The organism is Hydrogenimonas urashimensis (assembly GCF_016593255.1).
GTDB lineage: Bacteria > Campylobacterota > Campylobacteria > Campylobacterales > Hydrogenimonadaceae > Hydrogenimonas > Hydrogenimonas urashimensis.
Genome location: NZ_AP023212.1, coordinates 2,011,769 through 2,035,587, shown reverse-complemented (window position 1 = coordinate 2,035,587; position 23,819 = coordinate 2,011,769). Strand labels below are relative to the sequence as shown.

Genomic DNA, 23,819 nt, shown 5'->3' with positions numbered 1-23,819 from the left:
ATCCCTTTTTCATTTACGATGAGTTCACACTTGATTGATATCATTTCAAAAAGTCTTCCAAAGGAGTGAAAAGTGAAAAATATCCCGATAAAAGTCATCGCACTTTCCATTGCAGCCGCTTTGACGGTGGGCGGGTGCGCTTCCAAAGAGCCGATGCCAAACCGCGGGCAGAAAACCGGACAGGGTGCCGTTATCGGAGCACTGGCGGGTGCCGCGCTCGGTGCTGCGGTCAGCAAGGGACACCGCGGAAAGGGTGCACTGATAGGCGCGGCGGCCGGAGCGGCCGTCGGTGGCCTTATCGGCTACAACCTGGACAAACAGGCACAGGAGGTGGCCGATTCGATGAACACGACGGTCAGCCAGGATGAAAAAGAGGCCGCGAAGACGCAGGATATCATCGTCACAAAGCAGGACAAATATGTCAAAATCACCTTCAAAAGCGCCATGATGTTCGAGACCGATGCCGCGGATCCGACACCCGCCGCACGGGAGAAAATCACTCGGCTTGTCGATGTCCTTAAAAACTACCCTTCCACGATCGTACAAGTGGTCGGCCATACCGACAGTCGGGGATCTTACGACTACAATCTCAAACTCTCGCAAAAACGTGCTTTCAGTGTAGCGAATCTGCTCAAGAGTCTGGGAGTTGCAAATCCCATCTACGCACGGGGATGCTCCTTCAGTAAACCGCTGGTTCCCAACGACACACCCACAAATATGGCTCTCAACCGCCGGGTAGAGATCTACCTCTATCCCAACGAAGCGTCGGTCATCGACGCCTGTTTGTAGAGACCTTCCGAGGCTTCATCTCCAAAGGCTCGAGTCACGGATTGGAAAAAAGAAGCAGCGGGGCTTTTTGTTTGGAGGATAGTCGATCAAAAGCGGATTGTGTTGGCCGAAACGGTCGCAGACCCCCACAGGCAACCGGAAGAGGATGAGAAAGGCAAAAACCGCCTTTTTCAAAAACACCGGAATAGACGGATGCGGCAGATCACCGTGTCGGATAAATTCCGACATCTCCACATCGCCTGCCTTTCAGGCATCCTCTCCGAAGAGCCGGCGGTCCAGGCTGAATCGGCCCGCTCCGTGCGCCATCAGCGCAAAAAGCATGATCATGTAGTAAAGAGGTATCTCGAACCCGTTGTTTCCGGCTGAAAATCCGTGGGGCAGATGCACTGTGGCAATCGCCACAACCATTACGACAATAAGCGGCAGCGCAATAAATCGGGTCATGAACCCCAGTGTCAGAAGTACCACTCCTATCAATTCCGTTGCAGCCGCCATATAAGCGTTGAGTGTCGGCATCGGCATTCCAAGCGATGCAAACCATTCGCTCACGGCAGCGATATCGTTCCATTTCATCATGGCCGGTTCGTAGAAACCGTGAGCCAAAATGAGGCGCATAAAAAGGAGGGAAGGCGATTTGAGATAGCCTGCCGCCCGGGAATATTCGGCATAGAATCTACGCAGTTGCATTGGCAATCCTTTCCGTCCCTGTCTGGACCTGTACCCTACACTATCACCGGAATGTGCAAATCGTGTGCAAGCGCCAATATTTAGTGCGATAAGATCTTGATTTTTAAGCCTCTTTGATATAGAATTTCTGCACAGATCGACTAAACAATCCCATTCAGAAGGAGAAGATCATGGCGACATTGGATCAAAACATCGTTGAGCGTATCGAATCGGCCATCCGGCGGAACAAAGAGAAGGCCGAACTTGGAAATGTCGGTATGGAAAAAGGGATCGAACTGATCCGTGAGGTCGGGGCTGTGCTTCTTGATGTCCGCCCCCCTGCCAAGGTGAATGGTGAAAATGCCGAAGAAGCGAACATTCCGGATGCCTACTACACTCCCTATACGGAGTTTGCCGACTATCTCGACATTCTTCCCCAGGACAAAACGACACCGATTCTCGTTGCCTGCCTGAAAGGGTGGTTCGCCAACCGTGTCATGGGGTACCTCGAAGCGTTGGGATATGAAAATGTCTACGTACTGGGTGCGAACATCGAGGACCTGATCGCGGCCCACAAGGCACACACGAAATAGCATCGCTTTCCGATCTACTCCTTCAGCGCTGAAAAGTCGGCGGAGGGGTAGATCTTTCTGAGTGTTTTTATCTCTTTTTCAATATAGCCTCCCTGCTGTTTCAATGTTCTGAAACGCTCCATATACTTTTTCGCTTCCTCATGCTTCCCAAAAATGGCATACGCCTCTGCCAGATAGCCGGCGGCAAACGTCTGTCCCTGATGCAGAGCTCTTTGCGCCGCATCCACCGCCCGTTCCGGTTTTCCCGCAAGCAGATAGTACCAGGCCGCTTTGGCGGAAGCTCCGTCGATATCGACGATTTTGGCATACTCCTCGCAAACATGCTGCCTGCTCAGGTCCCCCTGGCGTGCCACATAGACATCGCACTGCAGCATCAGCTTGCCGGCACCGCATCCCCTGCACGACGCATCGGCGGCGATGAGCTGCGAGAACATCGCCGGAAGGAGCATCACACCCCACGAAACTTTCATACTTTTCCTTTACTGTTTGGTCTCGATACTGATTTTTTCGAATCCCTTTGACTTCAGAAGGTCGATCACCCTGACGAAATTCTGAAACTGACTCTTCGCATCGCTTTTGATGATGAGCGCATCTTTTTTCGGATCGAGAGAGAGAATTTTCGCTTTGAGTGCATCAAAACTCATCTTTTTCTCTTCGAAATAGAAATTGCCTTCCTTGTCGATGACGATGCTTTGCATTTTCTCAATCGGCGCGTTCGTACTGCTCGCCTCGGGAAGATCGACGGGAATGGTCCCTTTGGAAACGAACGAAGCACTGGTCAGGACGATGACAAGCAGCACCAGCATGATGTCGATAAAAGGCAGAACGTTGATCTGATCGAATTTTTTGATTTTCATGATGTCCGAATAGAAACTTTTTCCCGATTTCCGACAATTCGATGGACCATCAAATTTCCCCTCTGCGTTTCATCATTTCCCATTGTGCCACGAGAATTTCGGCCTTTCTGCCCAGCATATTGTAGAGCCATACGACAGGAATCGCCACCAGTATGCCGCCCGCTGTCGTTTTGAGGGCGAGTGCGAGCCCCACCATGATCTCTTTGGTCTCCACCAGACCGCTCTGCCCGATCGTCACGAATGTCACCATGATGCCGACAACGGTCCCCAGCAAACCGATAAAAGGGGCGTTCGCCCCGATCGAGGCGATCATCGTCAGGTTCTCTCCCAGTGCGATCTCCAACTCCTCTTTTTCTTTGAAACTTCGAAGATCGACATGCCGGTAATAGAAATAGCGTTCCAGAATCAGCCAGAGCGCGATGACGCTCATAAGAAGCAGTACTCCTATAAATCCGTAGTCGACCAGATCGGTTATCGTATCACTTTTCATTTCTTTCCTCGTTTGTCACATCCGTTTTCGGGAAGGCCGCTGCGAAATTGAGCCGAAACGTGGTCCCCTCTCCCGCTTTCGAATCGATTTTGATCTCGATGCCGTGCTCGTCGCAGAAGGTTTTGACGATGTGCAGGCCTATGCCGTATCCCGATGCGCTCAAATCGCTCTGATAGTAACGGTCGAAAATGTTGAAGAGGGTCGTTTCGTCCATGCCGATACCGCTGTCGCGGATCACGAGCCACCCGTTCTCGCCCGAAATTTCCACCTGCCCCTTTTTGCGATTGTATTTGATGGCGTTGGAAAGCAGGTTGTCCACAGCCTTCTGGCATCCGCGCCTGTCGGCTTTTACAACGTAGCCTGTCGGAGTGTATTGTATCGAAATATCGCCCCGTATCTCCTCCATCTTGAGGATGGCCGATTCAATCACGCGATCCAGATCGAAAGTTTCCCGCTCCACGGTGCCGATCTCTTTCTTGATGAAGTAGTCGAGATCCTCGTAGAGTTCTCCCAGATTTTCCGCCGCCTTTTCGATTCGCTCCAGGCGCGTCACCTTTTTCGGGTCCTCCTCCCGGCGTTTGAGCATGGCAACGTTGGCAAAGATCGTAGATAGGGGGATATTGAGTTCGTGAAGGGTGTCTTTGAGGAGTTTGTCGAGAAGATCGTTGGTGATAAAGAGCGGTTCGAGCGCCACTTTGGAGAGGATATATCCGAAAAGCAGCGAAAGAGGCAGAAGCATCAGTGTGACGATCAGAAAATTCTCGTTGCTGTATCCGAAGTTTTCGAAGACTACCCACATCAGCACCGCCATCGAAACGAATGTCACGACATAGAAGAGGAGGACTTTCGTGATCTCCCTGCGTTTCATGCGGCATTTCCGTTCTCATGCATCGAAACAGTAACCCACACCCCGAATGTTTCTGATGCTCTCTTTTCCGAAAAGCTGTTTGAGTTTGGTGATATAGACCCGAAGCACACCCGTTCCGGGGTTCTCTTCGCCGTATATCTCCCGAAGGATCTCTTCCGTTTGCACGACCTCGCCCCGGTTTTTCAGCAGAAGCCCGAGAAGTTCCGCCAGTTTTCTGGGAAGCTGTACCGGCTCGCCGTCTTGGTAGAGCACCAGCCGCTCCATGTCGAAAAGATACTTCCCCACCTCTATTTTCCCGCTGCCCTGCCGGCGGCGAAGCTGCGCTTCGATCCGAAGCAGCAGTTCATCCAGGTCGATCGGCTTTTTCATATAGTCGTCGCCCCCGCTGTGAAACCCTCTTGCCAGCGCCTCCTTATCTCTGGCGGAGGTGATATAGATCGCCGGCGTCATATCACCGCTTTCGCGCAGCTGCTTCAGAAGCTCAAACCCGTTGAGATCGGGCACATTGACATCCAACAGATAGAGATCGAATCCGTCATACTCGTATACCGCTTCGATCGCAGGTTTCGCCGCAAGAAAATGTTCGACCTCGTATCCTTCTCCTTCCAGGAAATCGACAAGCGTCTCTCCGAAGAGCCGGTCGTCTTCAAGAAGCAGCACTTTAGCCTGCACTCACGATTCTCCATTCCAGGCTCTCTCCGGCGAACATCGGGACCACCGTTCCTTCATAGATTTCGGGTACCAGCCACGCTGTTTTTTCCAGAACCACCTCTTTTTCCAAAGGTCGAATACCGTAGATACGCTGGGCGTTGTCACTGACGAAAGCCTGCAGATTCTCCAACGCTCCGTGTCTGTCGAAAAGCTGGGCGAGCCCCTGAAGGGCGATGGGTGCCGTAAAGACGCCCGCGGCGCATCCCGGCGCCTCCTTTTTCTCCCGCGGATGGGGGGCCGAGTCGGACCCGAACATCACTTTCGGATGGGCTTCCAGCGCCACGTTGAGAAGTGCGCTCCTGTCTTCGGGCCGCTTGGCGATCGGCTTGCAGAAAAGGTGGGGCTGCAGCAGTCCCCCCGCCACATCGTCGAGGGTGATGTAGAGATGGTGCAGCGTGATCGTCGCATAAAGATTTTCGTAGCGCTCCAGCGCTTCGACCGCCTCCTTGGTGGTGATATGCTCCATGACAATCGTCAGATCGGGAAAATTTTCGGCAAGCCTCTCGTAGATCGGAATGAATTCCGCCTCTCTGTCCATGACGAAGCCGCCCGTCTCCCCGTGGACGCACAGCGGGATGCCCAGGTCGCTCATGACGCTCAGCACCGGCGAAAGCTCTTTGAGATCGAAACCGCTCACACCCCCTTCGGAGTTGGTCGTGATGCCCGCCGGATAGAGCTTGATGGCGAGAATCTCATCCCGGACACTCTCGAGAAACTCCGGGGTATAGTCCGATTTGAAAAAGAGAGTCATGTAGGGCACAAAACGGTTCTCCCCCTGCGCTTTGCGTATCTTCCCGCGGTATCGTGCAACATCCTCCGCCGTCGTCACGGGCGGCACGAGATTGGGCATGACAAGCCCTCCCGCAAAGGTCCGGGCACTCAGCGGTGCGACGATGTCGAGCATCTCTTCGTCCCGAAGATGCAGATGCATATCAAGAGGAGAATGAAGTGAAATGACCATGATGCGAACCTTCTTTTTACTGGTTGTTTTACTCAACTGATGTTATTATACCGCCATCATGTTATGAGGATGTTAATTTGCTGCACGAAATCGTCAACTGGATTGTAGAGACCGTCGGAGCCATGGGGTATCTGGGGATATTCATCATGATGTTCCTTGAGAGCTCCTTTTTCCCCTTTCCCAGCGAGGTCGCCATGATTCCCGCAGGATACCTCGCAAGCAAGGGCGAGATGAGTCTTGTCGCAGCCTTCCTCACCGGGGCCGGAGGATCGCTGGCCGGTGCCATCTTCAACTACATTCTCGGCCACAAACTGGGGCGTCCTTTTCTCATAAAATATGGAAAATTCGTTTTCATCAAACCCGAAACAATCGACAAAACCGAAGAGTTTTTCGAAAAATACGGGCCCGCCAGCACATTCTGGGGACGCCTGCTTCCCGGCATTCGCCAGTACATCTCCCTCCCCGCGGGCATCGGGAAGATGCATCTGCTGAGCTTCAGCATCTACACCTTTTTGGGAGCAGGCATCTGGTGTGCCGTCCTGCTGAGCCTCGGCTACATTTTCGGAGAGCACGAAGAAGAGATAGAGTCGGTGCTTCACTATCTCATCGGCGCCATCATTCTGATGGTCGCCGCTGTCTTCTACTACTACAGAAAGAAGAACAAAAAAATCGAAGAAGAGTTTATCGAAGAGTTGGAAAAGCAGAGGTGAGACCGCCATTTCCGTTTATAAAACGATCGCGCCATGCGCTGCTAAAAACATGAAAATGCCCGAATGTGAGTAGGTTTGCAATCCTCCGCAAATGAGAGGATACATACTTTTCCACTGCCTCTTTTTTCTTCAATATCATCATTTGAAAGAATGTTTTAACACTTCCTGCTAAAAGCGGTGAATAAACACATGATAAATTCTGCCGATATATTTTTCCAATAAACAACAAGGAAAACACGGCATTGAAACATCTATGGGGTCGTCTGTTGATTGGAACTGTCCTTTTGCTTCTATGGGGACCACAAGGAATCGCCCGGAATCTCCCGACGGAAAATCATGCCCAAAACCCACAGACCAAAACGCCAAAAGATGAAGAAAGCATCGAAGAGGCGATAAGATATTACAAAGCGGGAGCCTACACAGAAGCCTACCGGCTTTTCAAAAAGCTCGAACTGACACACCTGCGAAATCTGCGTGTGCAGTTTTATCTGGGCCGATGCGCCTATGAAACAAAACACTACGAAGATGCAGTCATCGCATTCGAAAGGGTTCTTATCGCCAGGCCGGACGACCAGTTGGTGAAACTCGAGATGGCACGAAGCTACTACGCCATGGGAAACTACGCCGACGCGCAACAGCTTTTTGAAGAGATTTTGAAAGAGAATATTCCCTCTCCCATCAGAAGAAAAATACAAATTTATCTCTCTCATATACGACAGCATCGAACCAGAAGCTTTTTCCACGGCTCCATCATGGCCGGCATCGGTTACGATTCCAACGTTTACAATCGTGCGCGGTACGATGAAATCTTTCTTCCCGCCTATCAAATCAGGGTCGAAAATGCCGTCATCGACGATGACGACTATTACCATCAGGAGATGATCGATCTCAACCATCTCTATGACTTTGGTGAGCGGGGCGGATTTGCCCTGAAAAACGACGTATCCATCTATTTTCAGACGATGAGCAAACACTCCGACAAAAATATCTTCTATGCCAACTATACACCGGCATTGGCTTATTCCACCGGAAATTTTCTTCTCAATCTGGCTGTAGGTTTCGATAAAATGTTCTACGGTTCCGATCCCTATCTGCACACTTACTACTTCATGCCTTCTTTGCTCTACATGCACTCATCAGTCAATTTCTCCAAACTGACACTCACCTTTCAGAGAAAAAAGAGTGACAGCCCTTTGAATGAGGGACGGGATGCCAACTATCTCATGGGAACCATCCTGGTGCATTGGCTGCTGAACAAGGACTGGGTCATTGAACCCTCCTTCAGCCTTATCAAGGAGAGAAAAATCGATTCCTCCCTCACCAATGTCAATCACAATGCGGGAATGCTTCGGGTCTGGAGCCGATACAGAATTGCGCCTGACAAGAGCCTAAGCGGTGATCTGATTGTAAAAAAACTCCACTATACCGATATCGATTTTTTCTTTCTCGAAAAACGTGACGACATCTATGCCAATCTTGTCATAACATTCACCAAAAAATTCCAAAACTATTTCAAAGTGGAGACTTCGGTGGGCTATACCCACAACCATTCCGATTTCGATACCTATGAATACAGAAAATTCTACGCCAACGTCAATCTCGTCAAGGAGTTCTAAAATGTTTAAAAAAAGCCTCGTTCTCGTCTTCTTTTCCATCTTTTTCGCCGGATATCTGGCTGCCGGTGTCGGCGTCGTTTCCGCTTTGAGGGGAGAGGCGACCCTCTTACGAGGTGATGGGCGGCTACCCCTTCGGCTCGGGGAGACGCTGGAAGAGAAAGATACCATCACCACGGCAGCGAACACCCGAGTACAGCTCACTTTCAACGACAGGACAGTCATCACCCTCGGAAGTCGAAGCCGGTTTTCTGTCGAAAACTATTTTTACGACGCGAGCGAGGCTTCCCACGCCCGGTTTGATATGCCGAAAGGATTTTTCCGTTCCATCACCGGGAAGATAGGAAAAATCGTTCCCGAAAAATTCAAACTCCATACCGAAAACGCGACAATCGGTGTCCGTGGCACCGAAATCGTCATCGAAGCCGACCCGGCCAATGGAGATAAAATCGCCTGCACGAGGGGGCGTATTTATGTTCTTTCGGCACACATGAAAAAATCGATCGATGTGGATGCCGGCAACATGATTTTCGTTAGGCCCGAGATGCCCCCGACAAAACCGATTCCGATTGAAAAAAGCGGCTTCATCGTTTCGATGATGAAACATGACGAAATAACCAAAAGGGAGCCTGCCGCCATCAAGACTTACGAAAACGAGGCGCTGGATACCAATAAGCAGAATAAAACGGAAGAGGAGGTAGAAGAGATTGAAAAGCCGGCTATGACAGGAACACCCGGAAACTCTCCTTCTACCGATTCGGGAGAAATGGGCAACTCGCCCGATACAAGCCCGTCTCCGCATACCCCGTCCTCAAACGACCCGACATCCTCCGATGCATCACAGACATCCTCTCCATCGGAATCGGACAGGCCGGAAGCAGGGGGCGCTCCCGGCACGGACAGCCCTGGCAGCGGCACAGATAGCCAGAATCAACCGACCACGCCACCTTCGACCACGGATGATGCCACATCGGGCGCATGGAATTCACAAAATCCCGCCCCATCCGATTCTGGAACACCTCAGGGCAATACTCCTTCCATGAACATTCCGGATGCAGGGATGCCGGGTAACGAAGGTGCCAATATTCCCTCCTCCGGTAACATTCCCGGCAGCGGGACGGTCGGTGAGAATGTACCAACCACGGAGATACCAGAGAGTGGCGATGTTCCCGAAACAGATCTGCCAAATAGCGGAGAAGAAGAGACGCAAACGCAAAACGATATGCCCGCTCCAGGCATTTCCGACAGTGGAGTTGCGGATGAGAATGTGCCGGGGACGGATATGACGGATACAGATACACCCGATACGAACGCCCCCTCCGGGGAGAATAACGGCGTGCCTTCCGAACCAAGAAAAATCACAACCTACAGCTATGACAATGTCTCTTACGGATATTGGTTAAACGGCGACAATCGTCCGACCGATACCTGGTTCGAAGGTGAAAACAAGACAACGTCATTCGTTATGATGACTAAAAAATTCTTTGGTTCAAAAGCCACCTACAAAGGCGGAGTGACCGCGATTACGAACGACAAAGTAGCTGATGGAGAGATCAATATGAATGTCGATTTCTGGCAAGAGACATTCGATGGCTCCATGTATTTTCAGGCCCAAGGCGAACCAAAATGGTCCGTCAACATCCAAGGTGGTATCGATTCCGGCCATTTTGAAGACCCCCATGTCACCGCCGCGCCCGACAGCGAAGTCGACAATATCGGCGGAAGCCTGAAGGGAGACTTTTATGGAACGATTTCACCCGATGAAATCGGAGGAACGTTCGAGCTGACGAGTCCCGACCATGGCAGTGCCAAAGGGGTTTTCGGCGGCAAGATGCAATAGTGCTGGAACAACGGATTTTTTTCATGGCATTTTACGAATGAGAAAAAAACGGCTTTTCATCTTTCTTATCGCTCTTATCGTTGTCATGGGCGTCTTATGGGGATACCTTTATCACAATGAGACGCTTCTGCCTTTTGACAAAAAGCTGACCGACACACTTTTCAAAATACGTGGTCCTCAGCCCGCAAGCGACGACATCGTTATCGTCGATATCGATGAAAAGAGCCTCCATGCGCTTGGTCAGTGGCCCTGGCCCCGGATCAAGATAGCCAGAATCCTCCGCAACCTTGCCGAAGCCGAAGCCGCTGTCATAGGTTTTGATATCGTCTTTTCCGAACCGGACAACAGCTCGCCCAAACGGGTCTTCGAAGCCTATGGAATCCATGACAGAAACGTTCCGGATTACGATCTGTTGCTGGCACGGGCGGTCTCCGAAAGTCCCACGATACTCGGTTTCTTTTTCGATTTTGAAGCACAAGGGAGCGAGCCTGGCGATATACCGGAGATTCCGGCTCTCTTCATCGAACACAACAAGCCGATGAAGCGTTCATTCATCTTGGAAGCGCAAAGGATCGTTCCCAATATTCCCGTCATTCAAAACAGTGCCTACTCCAGCGGATTTTTCAACACCCTGCCCGATCTTGATGGCATCGTCCGCAGCGTTCCCCTCCTGATACGCTACGACGGCATGCTTTTCCCATCTATCTCCCTGGAAATGGTCCGCGCCATGATGCAATCCGGCCGTATCGATATCGACTACTCGGAATCGGGCGTGGCCGGTATCCGTATGGGCACACTGCATCTTCCCACAGACAGATTTGGACGATTGACGGTCAACTACCGGGGTCCGGGTAAAAGTTATACCTATCTTTCGGCTGCCGACATCTACGATCGAAATTTCGATGCAGAAAAAATTCGTGGAAAAATCGTTTTGATCGGCACATCGGCATCAGGGCTTCTCGATCTTCGGGCAACGCCTTTTGACAGCACATTTCCTGGCGTGGAGGTCCATGCGACAGCCATAGACAATATGATCAACGGCGATTTCGTCACGGTGCCTGACTGGGTCGAAGCGGCCGATACGACACTTTTGCTCGCTTTGGCGTTGATTACGATTTTGATCTTCTCCTACGCGCCTCCATTGGCAACCGTTCTTTTGAGTCTCTCTCTTTTTGTTGCATTTTTCGGTTTCGATTACTACCTTTTTGCAAACCGTCATATTCTGCTCAACATGGCTTTCCCAACTTTGTTGATTATCCTCCTGTTCCTGGTACTGAGTATGTTCAATTACCTCTTTGAGACCCGTGTCAAAGAGAAAATACGTGAGAAATTCGCAAAAAAGGTTTCGCCGCAGGTTGTGGACGCGCTGCTTCAAAATGGCATATCGGACGCATTCGAGACGCAGCAGAAGGAGGTAACGATCTTTTTCAGCGACATCCGCTCCTTCACATCCATTTCCGAAGCATTGGGCGATCCGAAACAGCTGGTCGATCTTCTCAATCGCTATCTGACACCGATGGCAAACATCATCATGGACCGGTTCGGCACGATCGATAAATTCATAGGCGACGCAATCATGGCCTACTGGAATGCACCGAAAGAGCATCCCAACCATGAAGACGCAGCGGCAAAAAGCGCCCTGCTGCAACTGGAAGCATTGAAAAAACTCAATCACACACTTTCTCGTGAGGGCCTTCCGACGCTCGATATCGGCATCGGCATCCATACGGGCCTTGTCACCGTCGGAGAGATGGGTTCGGCGGGACGAAGCGACTACACCATCATGGGTGACAATGTCAATCTCGCATCCCGTATCGAGGGATTGAACAAATTTTACGGTTCTCGCCTGATCATTTCCGAATCGACCAAGAGAGGATTGAAAGAGGACTATACCTTCCGAGAACTCGATACCGTTCGCGTCAAAGGAAGAAAGAAGCCGGTCACCATTTATGAACTTCTTCAGACGGGAAAACCCTCAAAGCAACTACACGAAGAGCTCGAAGAGTACCATCACGCACTCGAAGAGTACAAAAATGGAAATTTCGTGGCCGCGGAAGAGAAGTTCCGGCATCTTCAGAAAAAAAACCCCCATCCTCTTTATGCTCTCTATATATCCCGATGCCACACGTATGCACTGAATCCGCCGCAGCATTTCGATGGTATTTTCGTATTCGAAACAAAATAGTGCGCTGGAGCTCTAAAAAGTCAGGTCAACCTCGTCGATCTGCTCGTCATGCAGATGTTTCCGTGCATATTTGAGATAGACTCCCTCTTCGTAGAAAAATTTCACGATATCGTAGTCGAGTTCGCCATCCTTGGCCATATAATAGAGAATCTTCATCGCTTCGGAGAGCTTGTTGGGTTTTTTGTATGGACGATCCGAAGCCGTCAGTGCTTCGAAAATATCGGCGATCGCCAGTATCCTCGCTTCGAGAGATATCTCTTCGGCACGCAATCGGTCAGGGTATCCCTTGCCGTTGAGTTTTTCGTGATGCGCCCCGGCAATTTCAGGAATTCTGCGGTATTTCTCCGGAAAAATCAGTTGACTCAGGTTTCTTTTGGTCTCTTTGACATGATCCATGATGATTCGACGCTCCTTCGCCGTGAGCGTTCCCTTTTGAACCGACAAAGCTTCCATCTCGTCAGGCTCGATAAGAGGTCTCTCCTCCGCCCCGATGCGAATCGAACCGGATGCATTGATCGCGTGAAGTTTTTGTATCTTATCCTCATCGAAATATTCGCTGCCGCTGTTTGCTCTCTCTATAAAAGCCATCGAGTTGTCGAGTTCGCCGGCGTAACAATCGGCTATTTCGTCCATTGCATCATGTTTTAGACCATTTTTTTCACACAACTCCCTGTAAAGGGCAAGATGTTTCTGCGCTTTGGCAAGTTCGACACGCAGTCGAATGAGCCCGACACGGTCATACACCGTTTCGAGTTTCGTACTTTTTTCCACAAGATAGTCAGGGGTGACAATCTTTCCTATATCGTGGACAAGAGCGGCCAAATAGATCTGTTTTATCTCATCCTCGCTGAAACTGAGGTTTTTGAACATCCCTTTGCTGTCGTTTTGGATGGCTCTGACGATTTCCATCGTCACATCAACCATCCTCTCGATATGCCTGCCCGTGAAAGCCGATTTGTTGTCCAGTGTATTGGCCAGGGCATTCAGAAACGAAAAAAACATCTCTTCGAGATCGTGAATCAGAATCTGATTGCGCATCAAAAGGGTGGCTTGGGACGCCAGTGAGAAACCTATTTTTTCATCTTCCCTGCTGAAGGGAACGATCTCACCCGACTCATCTATCCGGTTGATCAACTGAAGAACACCCATGACTCTCTCTTCATGGTCTTTCAGTGGAATCACTAGCATCGAGCGGGAACGGTAACCGGTCATCTCGTCGAATTTTTTCGTTCCGCTGAAATCGAACAGGTTATCGCCGTAAATGTCGGGGATGTTGATGACTCGCCCTTGCAATGCTGCAGCGGCAGCAACCATATTCAGGTTTTCTTTTCCATTTTCATGATAAAGAGGCAAAGGCGGCCAGTCAGGCTTCTTCTCTCCCGAACGACCGCTGTCGACTCCGAGTGTCTCGTTTTGAACCACCTCGAAGCGCAGGTTTCGCCGCGCTTCATCCATGATATAGAGGGTTCCGGCATCCGCTTTGACAAACTCTCTTGCCGCTTTGACGATCGTATCGTAAAGCCTCTGCTTATCGGTCTGTTCGGTCAACATCGTTCCGATATGAATCAGATGGAGAAATTTCTCTTCGGCATCCTCCTTTTCTCCGGTGACAACGAGTGTGCCTTTTTCATACCTTATCATATCCCCGTCGTTAAGGATTCTGACATGTCGTGATTTCAGCTTTGGATTGCGTTGCAAGTCCTTTTCTATCTGGCGAACAAAGGAGGGTTTGAGATGGTGAACATACATTTTCACATCACTGCGCTGCAGCGTTGCCAGCTGCTTTTCAAGCAAAGATGGTGTAAGATGCATGCTTTTTTTCGCAAGATCTTCCTTGCCATCGGGAAAAGAGAGTTCGAAAATAGCGGCCCGAATCCTTTTATTGGCATTGATCTCTTTCGTCAAAGAAGGAGCAAGACAGGTGTCGGAAGAAAAAAGCAGTGCGTCCCCATCTTTTTCTATCACATAAGCACAGCTCCCTTCGATATGTTCATTGGGTACCGGCTTGATCGATAAAGAACCGAAGCGAACGGGTATACCATATTCCAATGTATTCAGTTCAACTGCCGGATCCCCCGCTTCGTTGATTGGAATCTTTGTGTAATCGACCCAAATCTCTTTACAGAAAACATGAGTGTGAAGATTTTCGAGCGTCTTTTGCGTACCGTAGATTTTCAAAGGTTTGTAACGCAGATGAAAAGTGTTGTCAAGAAGATAAGGAATATCGTTGATATGGTCGAGATGGGAATGGGTCAGGAAAATGTGATCGATACGGGCGAGCTCATCTTCACCGAGAGCATTGATCAGATTGCCCGCATCGATCACCTTGTCGGAAGCGATTTTGAGAGAAACCAAGCCCCTCTTCCGGGATTTCCCGCCAAAAGCTCCCAGAAATTTGACACCATCCATGGTTTAAAGAAGCCTGTTAAATCGCTTCTTCGTCCTCTTCCCCGGTTCGGATGCGAATCACCCGTTGCACATCGGTAACGAAAATCTTCCCGTCGCCGATCTTGCCGGTACGGGCGGCATTGACGATCTTTTCGATCACCATATCCACATCCTGGTCTTTGGTCACTACTTCCACTTTCACTTTGGGTATGAAATCGACCACATACTCCGCTCCACGGTAGAGTTCCGTATGGCCGGCCTGCCGGCCGTAGCCTTTGACCTCACTGACCGTCATACCTGCAATGCCCGCTTCCGCCAGCGCATCCTTCACCTCTTCCAGTTTGAAAGGTTTGATAACCGCTTCAATCTTTTTCATTATTTTCTCCTCCATTAAGTTCCAGTTTCTATTCGCCGTCTACAATCTCAAACTCATTGGCTAGAGATCAAAAAGCCCGCTTGAATTCCGGGTACGCTTCCACGCCACATTCGCTTACGTCGATACCTTGTGTCTGGTCGTCGTCGCTGGCTCTGAATTTTATGAATTTGTTGATTACAAATAGAGTGATGTATGATACCACAAAGGCAAAAATTCCGACAACCACGACGCCCTTGATCTGTGCCATCAGCGAGACATCCTTGGCAAATATTCCCACAGCGACGGTTCCCCATATGCCGTTGACCAGGTGTACAGACAACGCACCGACCGGATCATCGATTCGCAGCCGGTCGAAAAAAGGAACGGCGAACACCACCAGCGCCCCGCCGATGACACCGACAAGAATCGGAGTGTATATGTCAAAAACATCCGCACCTGCGGTGATGGCGACCAAACCGCCCAGCGCTCCGTTGAGAATCATCGTGATATCGAACTTCTTATACTGGAAGTAGACGATGATCGCCGCGATGATGGCGCCGGCCAGACCCGCCGTGTTGGTATTCATGATGGTCAGTGCCACCGTGTCGGCATTCTCTTTGCTGGCGATCGATCCGACCGAACCGCCGTTGAATCCGAACCATCCGATCCAAAGCAGCAGCGCTCCCAATACGACCAACGGGATGTTGGAAGCCGGGATGACACGGACCTGATTGTCCACGTAGCGCCCTTTTCTTGGCCCGATGATCAGGATAGCGGCCAGAAGCGCCCATGCACCGGTGGAGTGGATTACGGTTGATCCCGCCAAATCGTGCATGCCGCTGATATCCAGGAACGAATCCTTCAGCATATTGGCCCCCCACGTCCAGTTGACCACCAGCGGATAGATGACCGCCGCCATCAGAACCGTAAAGAGCATCAGGGGAATGATGCGGGTGCGCTCGCTCACGCCGCCGCTCATGATGTTGACTGTCTTTCCGACGAAGGCCATCTGAAACAAAAACGCGGCCCACTTGCTGACACTCTCAGTCTCCCAGGTACCGAAAGCCAACTGGTAGCCGATGAGCAAAAAGGCCATCGAAGCCACCGCGTAAATCATCGTGTTGACCGTCAAAACGGCCGTCACGTTCTTTGTACGTACAATGCCCGCTTCCAGCATCGCGAAACCCGGCACCATCACAATGATAAGGGTCATCGCGAAGAGGAGGAAAAGGGTGTCGATCACGTAGGAAAAATCGGCAGGTTGCATCACTGACTCCTTGAAGATTATTGATATATGAAAATTATATTAATAATAAAAAATTTTGTAAATTCCAGAATGATTAAATTTTAATCAGTTTGGGTTTTACGAAGAGAACCGCAGAAGAAAATCTGCTGAATAAATGGGCAATGTATAAAGTTAAGAAGCAAGAAGCAAAAAGCGGGAAGCGGCAGAGGGGCAAAGCCCGCTCTATCTGCTCCTAAAGCGCCTCTTCGTCCTCTTCGCCGGTGCGGATGCGGATCGCTTTCTCCACCTCGCTGACGAAGATCTTGCCGTCGCCGATCTTGCCGGTGCGGGCCGTCTCGACGATTTTTTGGGTCACCGTCTCCACCTCTTCGGCTTTGACGACGACTTCGAGTTTCACTTTCGGCAGGAAATCGACCACATACTCGGCACCGCGGTAGAGTTCGCTGTGGCCCTGCTGACGGCCGTAGCCTTTGACTTCGCTGACCGTCATCCCGGTGATGCCCGCTTCGGCGAGGGCATCCTTGACGTCTTCGAGTTTGAAGGGTTTGATAATCGCTTCGATCTTTTTCATTCATCGCTCCTTGCTTACAGGTTCATCGCGCGTTCGCCGTGGACCGCTTCGTCCAGACCCATCGTCTCGGTCTCCTCGTCCACACGTCCGCCGCCGGTGACTGCCGAGGCGATGAAGTAGACGATCGCCGTGACGACACCGCTGTAGACAACGGTCAGACCGACCGCCTCGAGCTGGCTGACAAGCTGGCTGCCCAGGCTGTAGTTTTCGGGCATCGCATACTCGGCGATGAAGAGCGCCGTGGCGATGGAGCCCCAGATACCCACCAGGCCGTGGACCCAGAAGGCATCCAGCGAATCGTCGACCTTGAACATCTTCTTGATCTTGGAGACGGCCAGGAAGCCCAGGAAGCCGCCGACCAGGCCGATGATGATCGCGCCGCCCACTCCGGCCGTACCGGAAGCGGGGGTGATGGCGACCAGACCGGCGACGGCACCGGAAGCGCCGCCGACGAGTGTGGGCTTTTTGAAGACGATCCACTCACCCAGCACCCAACCGATGACGCCCAAAGAGGCCGCCACGTTGGTGACCAGGAACGCCGAAGCCGCCGTACCGTCGGCCGCCACTTCGGACCCGGCGTTGAAGCCGAACCATCCGAACCACAGCAGCATCGCACCCAGGACCACGAAGATGGGGGAGAAGGGTTTGATGGCCGCTTTTTCGTAATCTTTGCGGCGTCCCAGAATCATCGCGACGACAAAGCCCGCGACACCCGCGTTGATATGAACGACCGTACCGCCCGCGAAGTCGATCTCGCCGAAGTTGAGTGTCTCGCCGCCGCCCCAGGCCCAGTGGGTGACCGGTGCGTAGACCGCCAGAATCCAGAGTGCCGCGAAGACGACGAAGGTGGAGAACTTGACCCGCTCGATCATCGAACCGCTGGCGATGGCCACGGTGATGGCGGCGAAAGTCCCCTGGAAAGCGACGAAGAGCAGTTCGGGAATCGACCCGCTCAACGTATCGGCGCCGATGCCCGAGAGCATCAGCTTGCCGGTTCCGATGAAGTCGCCGTCGCCGAAGGCGATGGAGTAGCCGGCGATCACCCAGACCAGTGTGCCGACCGCGTAGGCCGCCAGGCTCATGCCCATCGTGTTGAGCACGTTCTTGCCGCGTGTCAGGCCGCCGTAGAAGAGTGCCAGTCCCGCCGGCGTCATCAGCATGACAAAAGCCGTCGCGACGATCATCCAGGCCGTGTCGCCGCTGTTAAGCTCATCCGCGAACGCCATGGCCGGAAGCAGAGGCAGTGCCAGTATCCATTTCTTCATGAATTCTCCTTGGAAAGTTTTGTACGCTGCAAGTATAGAAAAATCGGATAGTGATTTGGGGAAGATGTTGCCTATTTTTTAGGCGGTGGAAAAATCTGTAAGAGAAAGAGAGAGGGGAAAGTTCCCTCCTCTTGCTTGGTCTTGATCTGTTCGGTGGTTATTTGATAGCGTTGAGTTTTTTTACATCGACAGCTTTGGCATAGGCTGTCAGATCATTTTCACTCACATTGTTTCCATGGACGACAATCAGGTACCTCTCACCTGCCACCATCTGTATCTGGCCGGAACGTTCCTGTTTGTCATAGTCGATGATCGCTTTCTGGCGATTGATGCGAATCATTTTCGCGCCGCCGCCGACGAACATCGGACTCGCTATCATCATCGCCACGGTCTGCATCATCGGCGAATCGGTGATGATCTGCACTTCGATACTGCTGTCACCTTTGGTGTATTGGCGCTTGACGACGGTTCCGCCTCCCATCATCGCCGTGGCGGCAGTCTGGGTTTCGGCTTCGCCCGCCTTCCAGCCCGGAAGGGGCGCAGGCAGGTACGCTTGGAGACTCTGCCCTTTCTTCTGACGAATCAACTCCGCCGCATAGTTCAGGTCTTCCACTGCCTGGCTGTAGTTTCCCTGTTTGTAGGCTGCCAGCGCTTCGTCAATCGTCTCCGTCACATCGTCGGCCACCGCCGACATACCCAAAAAAGCGGTTGCCGTCATCGCCAAAAGCGTTCTTTCGATCCATTTTCCTCTTTTCATACCCGACTCCTTTCATCTGATACGCTAAGTATAGCCACCGATACATTAAAACAAAACGAAATCTCCCAACCTTTCGCGATCGCCCCGAAACTTTTCCGGCCACTCAAGCACATTCAATTAATTATGATAGATACGCTCTTAAGTATTTTTTGGATAGAATCACTTCAATTTTAATTTTTTCAAAGCAAAAGGTTTTGAATGTCCGATCTGTTCAAAGAAAGCGAAGATATCCAGGAGATATCGATCGAAGAGAGTATCAAGGGAAGCTATCTCGATTACTCCATGAGTGTCATCATCGGCCGGGCACTGCCCGATGCCCGCGACGGCCTCAAACCGGTCCACCGCCGAATTCTTTACGCCATGCACGAGCTGGGCGTCACAAGCCGCGCCGCCTACAAGAAGAGTGCCCGCATCGTCGGCGACGTCATCGGTAAGTATCATCCCCACGGCGACACAGCGGTTTACGATGCCCTGGTGCGGATGGCCCAGGACTTTTCCATGCGCATTCCCCTGGTCGACGGCCAGGGCAACTTCGGCTCCATCGACGGCGATAATCCCGCCGCCATGCGTTACACCGAAGCCCGTATGACCCGTCTGGCCGAAGAGCTTCTGCGCGATATAGAGAAAGATACGGTCGACTTCATCCCCAACTACGACGACACGATGAACGAACCCGATGTCCTGCCAAGCCGGGTACCCAACCTGCTTCTCAACGGCTCCAACGGGATCGCCGTCGGTATGGCGACCAACATTCCGCCCCATCGCCTCGATGAACTGATCGATGCGCTGCTGGTCCTCATCGACAACCCGGCTGCCGACCTGGAGGATCTTCTGGCGCATATCAAAGGACCCGATTTTCCCACCGGCGGCATCATCTTCGGCCGAAAAGGCATTCTGGACGCCTATAAAACGGGACGCGGCCGCATCAAGGTCCGCGCAAAAACCCATATCGAGAAAAAAGGCAACCGTGAAGTCATCGTCATCGACGAACTTCCCTACCAGGTCAACAAATCGCGACTCATCGAAAACATCGCCCAGCTCGCCAAGGACAAAGCGATCGAAGGCATCAGCGAAGTGCGTGACGAGAGCGACCGTGAGGGCATCCGGGTCGTCATCGAGCTCAAAAAAGACACGATGAGCGAAATTGTCCTCAACAACCTCTTCAAATCGACTCAGATGCAGACGACATTCGGCATTATCCTGCTCGCCATCGAGAACAAGGAGCCGAAGATATTCACTCTGATGGAACTGCTGAAACTTTTCATTCAGCACCGCAAGACCATCATCATCCGCCGTACCATCTTCGAGCTCGAAAAGGCGAAAGCCCGTGCCCATATTCTGGAGGGTCTGCGCATCGCTTTGGACAATATCGACGAAATCGTGGCACTCATTCGCGCCAGTGCCGACGCCAACGAAGCCCGCGAAGGACTGATGACCCGCTTCAGCCTCAGCGAAAAACAGGCCCAGGCGATCCTCGACATGCGCCTTCAGCGCCTCACTGGTCTGGAACGCGACAAGATCGAAAAAGAGTACCAGGAGCTGATGGCGGAGATCGAACGGCTCAGCAATATCCTCAAGAGCGAGGACCTGCTCAACCAGATCATCAAAGAGGAGCTGCTGGAGATCAAAGAGCAGTTTTCGACGCCGCGCCTGACGGAGATCGTCGACGACTACGAAGACATCGACATCGAAGACCTGATCCCCAACGAACCGATGGTGGTCACGATCACCCACCGCGGCTACATCAAACGTGTGCCGGTGAAACAGTACGAGCGCCAGCATCGCGGCGGCAAGGGAAAAACCGCCGTGACCACCCACGAAGATGACTTCATCGAGAGTTTCTTCATCTCGCATACCCACGATACCCTGATGTTCATCACCGATCGGGGTCAGCTCTACTGGCTCAAAGTCTACAAGATTCCGGAAGGTTCCCGTACCGCCAAAGGCAAAGCGGTCGTCAACCTCATCCAGCTGCAGCCGGAAGAGAACATCATGGCCATCATCCCGACTACCGACTTCGACCAGAACAAGTCGCTCGCTTTCTTCACCAAAAACGGTGTCGTCAAACGCACCAACCTGAACGAGTTCAAAAACATCAGAAGCGTGGGTGTACGCGCCATTACTCTCGATGAAGATGACGAGCTGGTTACCTGCAGGATTGTCCTGCCCGAAACCAGCAACCTTTTCATTCTGACCAAAAAAGGGATGTGCATCCGGTTCCCGGTTGAAGATGTCCGCGAAATCGGCCGCACCGCCAGGGGTGTCACCGGTATCCGTTTCAAAGTCGAAGGTGACCATGTAGTTGGTGCCGCCACGATCGTCAGTGACGAACAGGAACTGCTCACGGTAGCCGAAAAAGGGATCGGCAAGCGGACCGAAGCGGGCGAATACCGCCTACAGAGCCGTGGCGGCAAAGGGGTCGTGGCGATGAAACTCACACCCAAAACAGGCGATGCCGTCGGAGTGGTGATCGTCGACGAAAACAAAGATCTGATGGTTCTGACCCAAAGCGGCAAGATGATACGGGTCGACATGCAGAGTATCCGCAAAGCGGGTCGTGCCACCAGTGGTGTGAAGATCGTCCGACTCGATGCCGGCGACAAAGTGAACTCCATCGCCAGCTGCCCCAAAGAGAAAGCGGAGGAGGAGATCATCGACCAGCCGGAAGGGGAATCCTGATTCTCTTCCATCGGAAAGCTTCTATGGGAACGGTTTTTGCTTGGCAATACGGAAACTCATCCAGGAGCCAACCTATGAAACGATGGATACTGCTTGTAACGGCACTTGCAGCGGCCTTGATGGCGGAAAGCTGTCCGACTCCCAAAGTGGAACAGACGCCATCCCCTCAGCCGCCGGTCGTCGTTCAGCCAAAACCGCAACTGAAAAAGATCGAGATTCCCAAAAAGAGTGCGTGTACCCTCACCGCGCGCAATACGATCCACTTCCAGGTCGTCGGCCAGGGAGTCGCACCGGTAAACACCGTCTCTCCGGCCCAGGCGAGAGCCCTCGCCAAACGGGCCGCCATCGCCGACGCCTACCGCCAGCTGGGCGAAAAGATATGCGGTGTCAGGGTCGAAGGACGGGATCTGATCCGCAACATGATGATCAGTCGTTCAACCGTTCGTACGCAGATTGATGCGATGATCCGCAACGCGCGCATTCTCGACACCAAGTTCAGCGATGGACTCTGCGAAGTCGAAATGGAAGTGACCGTGAACGGCAGCGAGTGGTATCCACGGCTGGCAAACTGATTCGTCTTTTACTCTTTCTACTCCCGGTTCCGGCGCTTTTCGCCGGGGACTATTACATCTCGTACCATCTCTACAGCCGAAATTTCATCATCATCGATGAGCATGTCTATCTCTCCAAAGCGATGGTTCCGTTCCCATCCAACAGCCTGCCCGTCTGCACCTTCGTTACCGAAAAAGAGAGTTTCGAAGATTTCGCCAAAGAGGAGGAACAGAAGCTTCTTGAATGCCTTTTCGAGCATGGCGTCTTTGTCAAATCCTACGAAAACATCCTGAATTTCGTCGCCAAAAAGGAGAAACTGGAGCTCATTCTTCCCCCCACTCCGCTGCAAGTCGATTTTAACGACGGATTGGTTATTATTAAAAAGGTTGTTGGCCATTGATTGTCGATTGCCAGGTAGCTGCTTTGCGGCCATTACGTGGGTAGGAGAGAAGTTGATATCCATCATTTCGCTGTTCCATGATCACTATTTAGTGTTTGGCGTTCGCACTCTGCTCAGGCAGGAGAGAAAATGAAAATCGCCATTGTCGAAGACGATATCAATATGCGCAAATCGCTCGAAATCGCACTGGGCGATTACGAGAATGAGTTCGAGGTCAAGACGTTCCGCAACGCCAAAGAGGCACTCAAAAAACTGGATGAAAGCTACGATCTTGTCATCACCGATATCAATATGCGGGGGATGGACGGTATCGAGTTTCTCGAAACACTGAACGGCAGATACGATGCCATCATCATTACCGGCAATGCCACATTGAACCGGGCCATTGAGTCGATACGTCTGGGTGTCAGCGATTTTCTGACCAAACCTTTCGAAGTGGAGACCCTGGTCGAGGCCATCCGGCGCAGCCAGAAGGCCCAAAAGCGTATCGGAGGAAAAAAAGCGAACCGCTCAACCGCTCCAGGCGATTCCCTCTTCTACGGCATGTCGGAAGCACTGGAAAAATCGCTCAATCTGGCGAAAAAGGCGGCAAGAAGCGACGCCGCTGTGCTGCTGCTGGGCGAGAGCGGCGTGGGCAAGGAGCTTTTTGCCAAAACGATCCATGAACACTCCCCCCGCAAAGGCAGACCTTTCATTGCCGTCAACATGGCGGCGATCCCCGAAAACCTGATCGAGAGTGAGCTCTTCGGGTTCGAAAAGGGGGCTTTTACCGATGCCGTCGAGTCAAAAATTGGCAAATTCGAAGCGGCCAACGGCGGCACCCTCTTTTTGGATGAAATCGCCGAAATGCCCTATCACCTTCAGGCCAAACTTTTGCGAGCCCTGCAGGAAAAGATCATTCACAGACTCGGCAGCACCAAAGATATTCCGATCGACGTACGTATTGTCGCCGCCACCAATGCCGATATCAAAAAGAAAATGAACGAACAGACCTTCCGTGAGGATCTCTACTACCGTATCGCCACCATTCCCATCCAGATTCCACCTTTAAGAGAGCGTGTTGAAGAGATTATTCCCATCGCCGAAAAGAGCCTTGCCGAAATCGTTGAAAAGTACGGACTCGAACCCAAAAGTTTCAGCGAAGAGGCGAAAGAGAAACTTCTATCCTATCCCTGGCCCGGAAATATCCGTGAACTGATCGCCGTCGTCGAACGTGCCGCCATCCTCTCCGACGAGGAAACAATCGCGCCGGAGGATCTGTTTTTGGATGCGAGAAGTTAGCACGGAATCGCCAAGTCACAGTGAAGCTGATTCATGGCGCCT

General features: G+C 51.8%; 23 protein-coding genes. 10 read left to right on the top strand and 13 right to left on the bottom strand.

Annotated elements, in window-relative coordinates; genetic code table 11:
• The first annotated feature begins 72 nt into the window (after positions 1 to 72).
• Positions 73 to 789, top strand: coding sequence for a YiaD family glycine zipper/OmpA-like lipoprotein (locus tag JMG82_RS10420; RefSeq protein WP_236579135.1), 717 nt, complete (start codon positions 73 to 75; stop codon positions 787 to 789).
• Positions 790 to 1,035: 246 nt separating this feature from the next.
• Here JMG82_RS10420 and JMG82_RS10415 read toward each other — a convergent pair whose 3' ends face one another.
• Entirely contained in the window at positions 1,036 to 1,476 is a 441-nt protein-coding gene (locus JMG82_RS10415) for an HvfX family Cu-binding RiPP maturation protein (protein WP_201352670.1), read from the bottom strand.
• Positions 1,477 to 1,646: 170 nt separating this feature from the next.
• Here JMG82_RS10415 and JMG82_RS10410 point away from each other — a divergent pair, with 170 nt between their 5' ends.
• On the top strand, positions 1,647 to 2,048 hold the full coding sequence (locus JMG82_RS10410; protein WP_201352669.1) for a rhodanese-like domain-containing protein: 402 nt from the start codon (positions 1,647 to 1,649) through the stop codon (positions 2,046 to 2,048).
• 14 nt (positions 2,049 to 2,062) lie between these two features.
• On the opposite strand, the gene JMG82_RS10405 is transcribed toward JMG82_RS10410, so the two are convergent.
• Genes JMG82_RS10405 through pyrC form a run of 6 tightly spaced genes read right to left on the bottom strand, consistent with a single transcriptional unit; the run spans position 2,063 to position 5,935 of the window.
• Positions 2,063 to 2,518, bottom strand: a complete 456-nt coding sequence (locus JMG82_RS10405; RefSeq protein ID WP_201352668.1) for a hypothetical protein — start codon at positions 2,516 to 2,518, stop codon at positions 2,063 to 2,065.
• A 9-nt stretch (positions 2,519 to 2,527) separates the two neighbouring features.
• Positions 2,528 to 2,905, bottom strand: a complete 378-nt coding sequence (locus tag JMG82_RS10400) for an ExbD/TolR family protein (RefSeq protein ID WP_201352667.1) — start codon at positions 2,903 to 2,905, stop codon at positions 2,528 to 2,530.
• A 49-nt stretch (positions 2,906 to 2,954) separates the two neighbouring features.
• The gene (exbB, locus tag JMG82_RS10395) at positions 2,955 to 3,395 is read right to left on the bottom strand and encodes a TonB-system energizer ExbB (protein ID WP_201352666.1); all 441 of its coding nucleotides are present in this window, start codon (positions 3,393 to 3,395) and stop codon (positions 2,955 to 2,957) included.
• On the bottom strand, positions 3,385 to 4,263 hold the full coding sequence (locus tag JMG82_RS10390) for a sensor histidine kinase (RefSeq protein WP_201352665.1): 879 nt from the start codon (positions 4,261 to 4,263) through the stop codon (positions 3,385 to 3,387). The genes exbB and JMG82_RS10390 overlap by 11 nt, the downstream gene beginning before the upstream one ends.
• 15 nt (positions 4,264 to 4,278) lie before the next feature.
• Positions 4,279 to 4,935, bottom strand: a complete 657-nt coding sequence (locus JMG82_RS10385; RefSeq protein WP_201352664.1) for a response regulator transcription factor — start codon at positions 4,933 to 4,935, stop codon at positions 4,279 to 4,281.
• Positions 4,925 to 5,935 (bottom strand): dihydroorotase, encoded by a 1,011-nt coding sequence (gene pyrC, locus JMG82_RS10380; RefSeq protein WP_201352663.1) that lies wholly within the window; start codon positions 5,933 to 5,935, stop codon positions 4,925 to 4,927. Before pyrC ends, JMG82_RS10385 begins: the two co-directional genes overlap by 11 nt.
• Positions 5,936 to 6,012: 77 nt before the next feature.
• On the opposite strand from pyrC, the gene JMG82_RS10375 reads away from it, so the two are divergent.
• The 4 genes from JMG82_RS10375 (at position 6,013) to JMG82_RS10360 (ending at position 12,283) form a co-directional block, all read left to right on the top strand.
• Positions 6,013 to 6,645, top strand: a complete 633-nt coding sequence (locus JMG82_RS10375) for a DedA family protein (protein WP_201352662.1) — start codon at positions 6,013 to 6,015, stop codon at positions 6,643 to 6,645.
• Positions 6,646 to 6,911: 266 nt separating this feature from the next.
• Positions 6,912 to 8,261 (top strand): tetratricopeptide repeat protein, encoded by a 1,350-nt coding sequence (locus tag JMG82_RS10370; protein ID WP_201352661.1) that lies wholly within the window; start codon positions 6,912 to 6,914, stop codon positions 8,259 to 8,261.
• A gap of 1 nt (position 8,262) precedes the next feature.
• Positions 8,263 to 10,098 carry a FecR family protein gene (locus JMG82_RS10365; RefSeq protein WP_201352660.1) on the top strand — a complete coding sequence of 612 codons (1,836 nt, stop codon included), beginning with the start codon at positions 8,263 to 8,265 and terminating at the stop codon, positions 10,096 to 10,098.
• Between the two features lie 37 nt (positions 10,099 to 10,135).
• Complete coding sequence (locus tag JMG82_RS10360) at positions 10,136 to 12,283, top strand: CHASE2 domain-containing protein (protein WP_201352659.1); 2,148 nt, start codon at positions 10,136 to 10,138, stop codon at positions 12,281 to 12,283.
• Between the two features lie 12 nt (positions 12,284 to 12,295).
• Here JMG82_RS10360 and JMG82_RS10355 read toward each other — a convergent pair whose 3' ends face one another.
• From JMG82_RS10355 to JMG82_RS10330, 6 genes are all read right to left on the bottom strand, one after another.
• Positions 12,296 to 14,638 (bottom strand): HD domain-containing phosphohydrolase, encoded by a 2,343-nt coding sequence (locus tag JMG82_RS10355; protein ID WP_201352658.1) that lies wholly within the window; start codon positions 14,636 to 14,638, stop codon positions 12,296 to 12,298.
• 70 nt (positions 14,639 to 14,708) lie between these two features.
• A complete protein-coding gene (locus JMG82_RS10350; RefSeq protein ID WP_201352657.1) occupies positions 14,709 to 15,047 on the bottom strand; it encodes a P-II family nitrogen regulator in 339 nt (112 codons plus the stop codon).
• A gap of 67 nt (positions 15,048 to 15,114) precedes the next feature.
• Entirely contained in the window at positions 15,115 to 16,293 is a 1,179-nt protein-coding gene (locus tag JMG82_RS10345) for an ammonium transporter (RefSeq protein ID WP_201352656.1), read from the bottom strand.
• Between the two features lie 211 nt (positions 16,294 to 16,504).
• Entirely contained in the window at positions 16,505 to 16,843 is a 339-nt protein-coding gene (locus JMG82_RS10340; protein WP_201352177.1) for a P-II family nitrogen regulator, read from the bottom strand.
• 14 nt (positions 16,844 to 16,857) lie between these two features.
• Positions 16,858 to 18,108: an ammonium transporter gene (locus JMG82_RS10335; protein WP_201352178.1), complete on the bottom strand. Its 1,251-nt coding sequence runs from the start codon at positions 18,106 to 18,108 to the stop codon at positions 16,858 to 16,860.
• Positions 18,109 to 18,265: 157 nt separating this feature from the next.
• Positions 18,266 to 18,865 carry a hypothetical protein gene (locus tag JMG82_RS10330; protein WP_201352655.1) on the bottom strand — a complete coding sequence of 200 codons (600 nt, stop codon included), beginning with the start codon at positions 18,863 to 18,865 and terminating at the stop codon, positions 18,266 to 18,268.
• Between the two features lie 198 nt (positions 18,866 to 19,063).
• On the opposite strand from JMG82_RS10330, the gene gyrA reads away from it, so the two are divergent.
• From gyrA to JMG82_RS10310, 4 genes are all read left to right on the top strand, one after another.
• On the top strand, positions 19,064 to 21,544 hold the full coding sequence (gene gyrA, locus JMG82_RS10325) for a DNA gyrase subunit A (protein WP_201352654.1): 2,481 nt from the start codon (positions 19,064 to 19,066) through the stop codon (positions 21,542 to 21,544).
• A gap of 74 nt (positions 21,545 to 21,618) precedes the next feature.
• Positions 21,619 to 22,116, top strand: coding sequence for an LPP20 family lipoprotein (locus JMG82_RS10320; protein ID WP_201352653.1), 498 nt, complete (start codon positions 21,619 to 21,621; stop codon positions 22,114 to 22,116).
• The gene (locus JMG82_RS10315; RefSeq protein WP_201352652.1) at positions 22,092 to 22,496 is read left to right on the top strand and encodes a hypothetical protein; all 405 of its coding nucleotides are present in this window, start codon (positions 22,092 to 22,094) and stop codon (positions 22,494 to 22,496) included. Before JMG82_RS10320 ends, JMG82_RS10315 begins: the two co-directional genes overlap by 25 nt.
• A 129-nt stretch (positions 22,497 to 22,625) precedes the next feature.
• Positions 22,626 to 23,777 carry a sigma-54-dependent transcriptional regulator gene (locus JMG82_RS10310; protein WP_201352651.1) on the top strand — a complete coding sequence of 384 codons (1,152 nt, stop codon included), beginning with the start codon at positions 22,626 to 22,628 and terminating at the stop codon, positions 23,775 to 23,777.
• Positions 23,778 to 23,819: the final 42 nt, after the last annotated feature.

Excerpts from the sequence above, each read along its gene's own strand:
- JMG82_RS10415 (WP_201352670.1), bottom strand. The coding sequence starts at position 1,476 with ATGCAACTGCGTAGATTCTATGCCGAATATTCCCGGGCGGCAGGCTAT.
- JMG82_RS10410 (WP_201352669.1), top strand. The coding sequence starts at position 1,647 with ATGGCGACATTGGATCAAAACATCGTTGAGCGTATCGAATCGGCCATC.
- JMG82_RS10405 (WP_201352668.1), bottom strand. The coding sequence starts at position 2,518 with ATGAAAGTTTCGTGGGGTGTGATGCTCCTTCCGGCGATGTTCTCGCAG.
- JMG82_RS10400 (WP_201352667.1), bottom strand. The coding sequence starts at position 2,905 with ATGAAAATCAAAAAATTCGATCAGATCAACGTTCTGCCTTTTATCGAC.
- exbB (WP_201352666.1), bottom strand. The coding sequence starts at position 3,395 with ATGAAAAGTGATACGATAACCGATCTGGTCGACTACGGATTTATAGGA.
- JMG82_RS10390 (WP_201352665.1), bottom strand. The coding sequence starts at position 4,263 with ATGAAACGCAGGGAGATCACGAAAGTCCTCCTCTTCTATGTCGTGACA.
- pyrC (WP_201352663.1), bottom strand. The coding sequence starts at position 5,935 with ATGGTCATTTCACTTCATTCTCCTCTTGATATGCATCTGCATCTTCGG.
- JMG82_RS10365 (WP_201352660.1), top strand. The coding sequence starts at position 8,263 with ATGTTTAAAAAAAGCCTCGTTCTCGTCTTCTTTTCCATCTTTTTCGCC.
- JMG82_RS10360 (WP_201352659.1), top strand. The coding sequence starts at position 10,136 with ATGAGAAAAAAACGGCTTTTCATCTTTCTTATCGCTCTTATCGTTGTC.
- JMG82_RS10350 (WP_201352657.1), bottom strand. The coding sequence starts at position 15,047 with ATGAAAAAGATTGAAGCGGTTATCAAACCTTTCAAACTGGAAGAGGTG.
- JMG82_RS10345 (WP_201352656.1), bottom strand. The coding sequence starts at position 16,293 with ATGCAACCTGCCGATTTTTCCTACGTGATCGACACCCTTTTCCTCCTC.
- JMG82_RS10340 (WP_201352177.1), bottom strand. The coding sequence starts at position 16,843 with ATGAAAAAGATCGAAGCGATTATCAAACCCTTCAAACTCGAAGACGTC.
- JMG82_RS10335 (WP_201352178.1), bottom strand. The coding sequence starts at position 18,108 with ATGAAGAAATGGATACTGGCACTGCCTCTGCTTCCGGCCATGGCGTTC.
- JMG82_RS10330 (WP_201352655.1), bottom strand. The coding sequence starts at position 18,865 with ATGAAAAGAGGAAAATGGATCGAAAGAACGCTTTTGGCGATGACGGCA.
- gyrA (WP_201352654.1), top strand. The coding sequence starts at position 19,064 with ATGTCCGATCTGTTCAAAGAAAGCGAAGATATCCAGGAGATATCGATC.
- JMG82_RS10320 (WP_201352653.1), top strand. The coding sequence starts at position 21,619 with ATGAAACGATGGATACTGCTTGTAACGGCACTTGCAGCGGCCTTGATG.
- JMG82_RS10310 (WP_201352651.1), top strand. The coding sequence starts at position 22,626 with ATGAAAATCGCCATTGTCGAAGACGATATCAATATGCGCAAATCGCTC.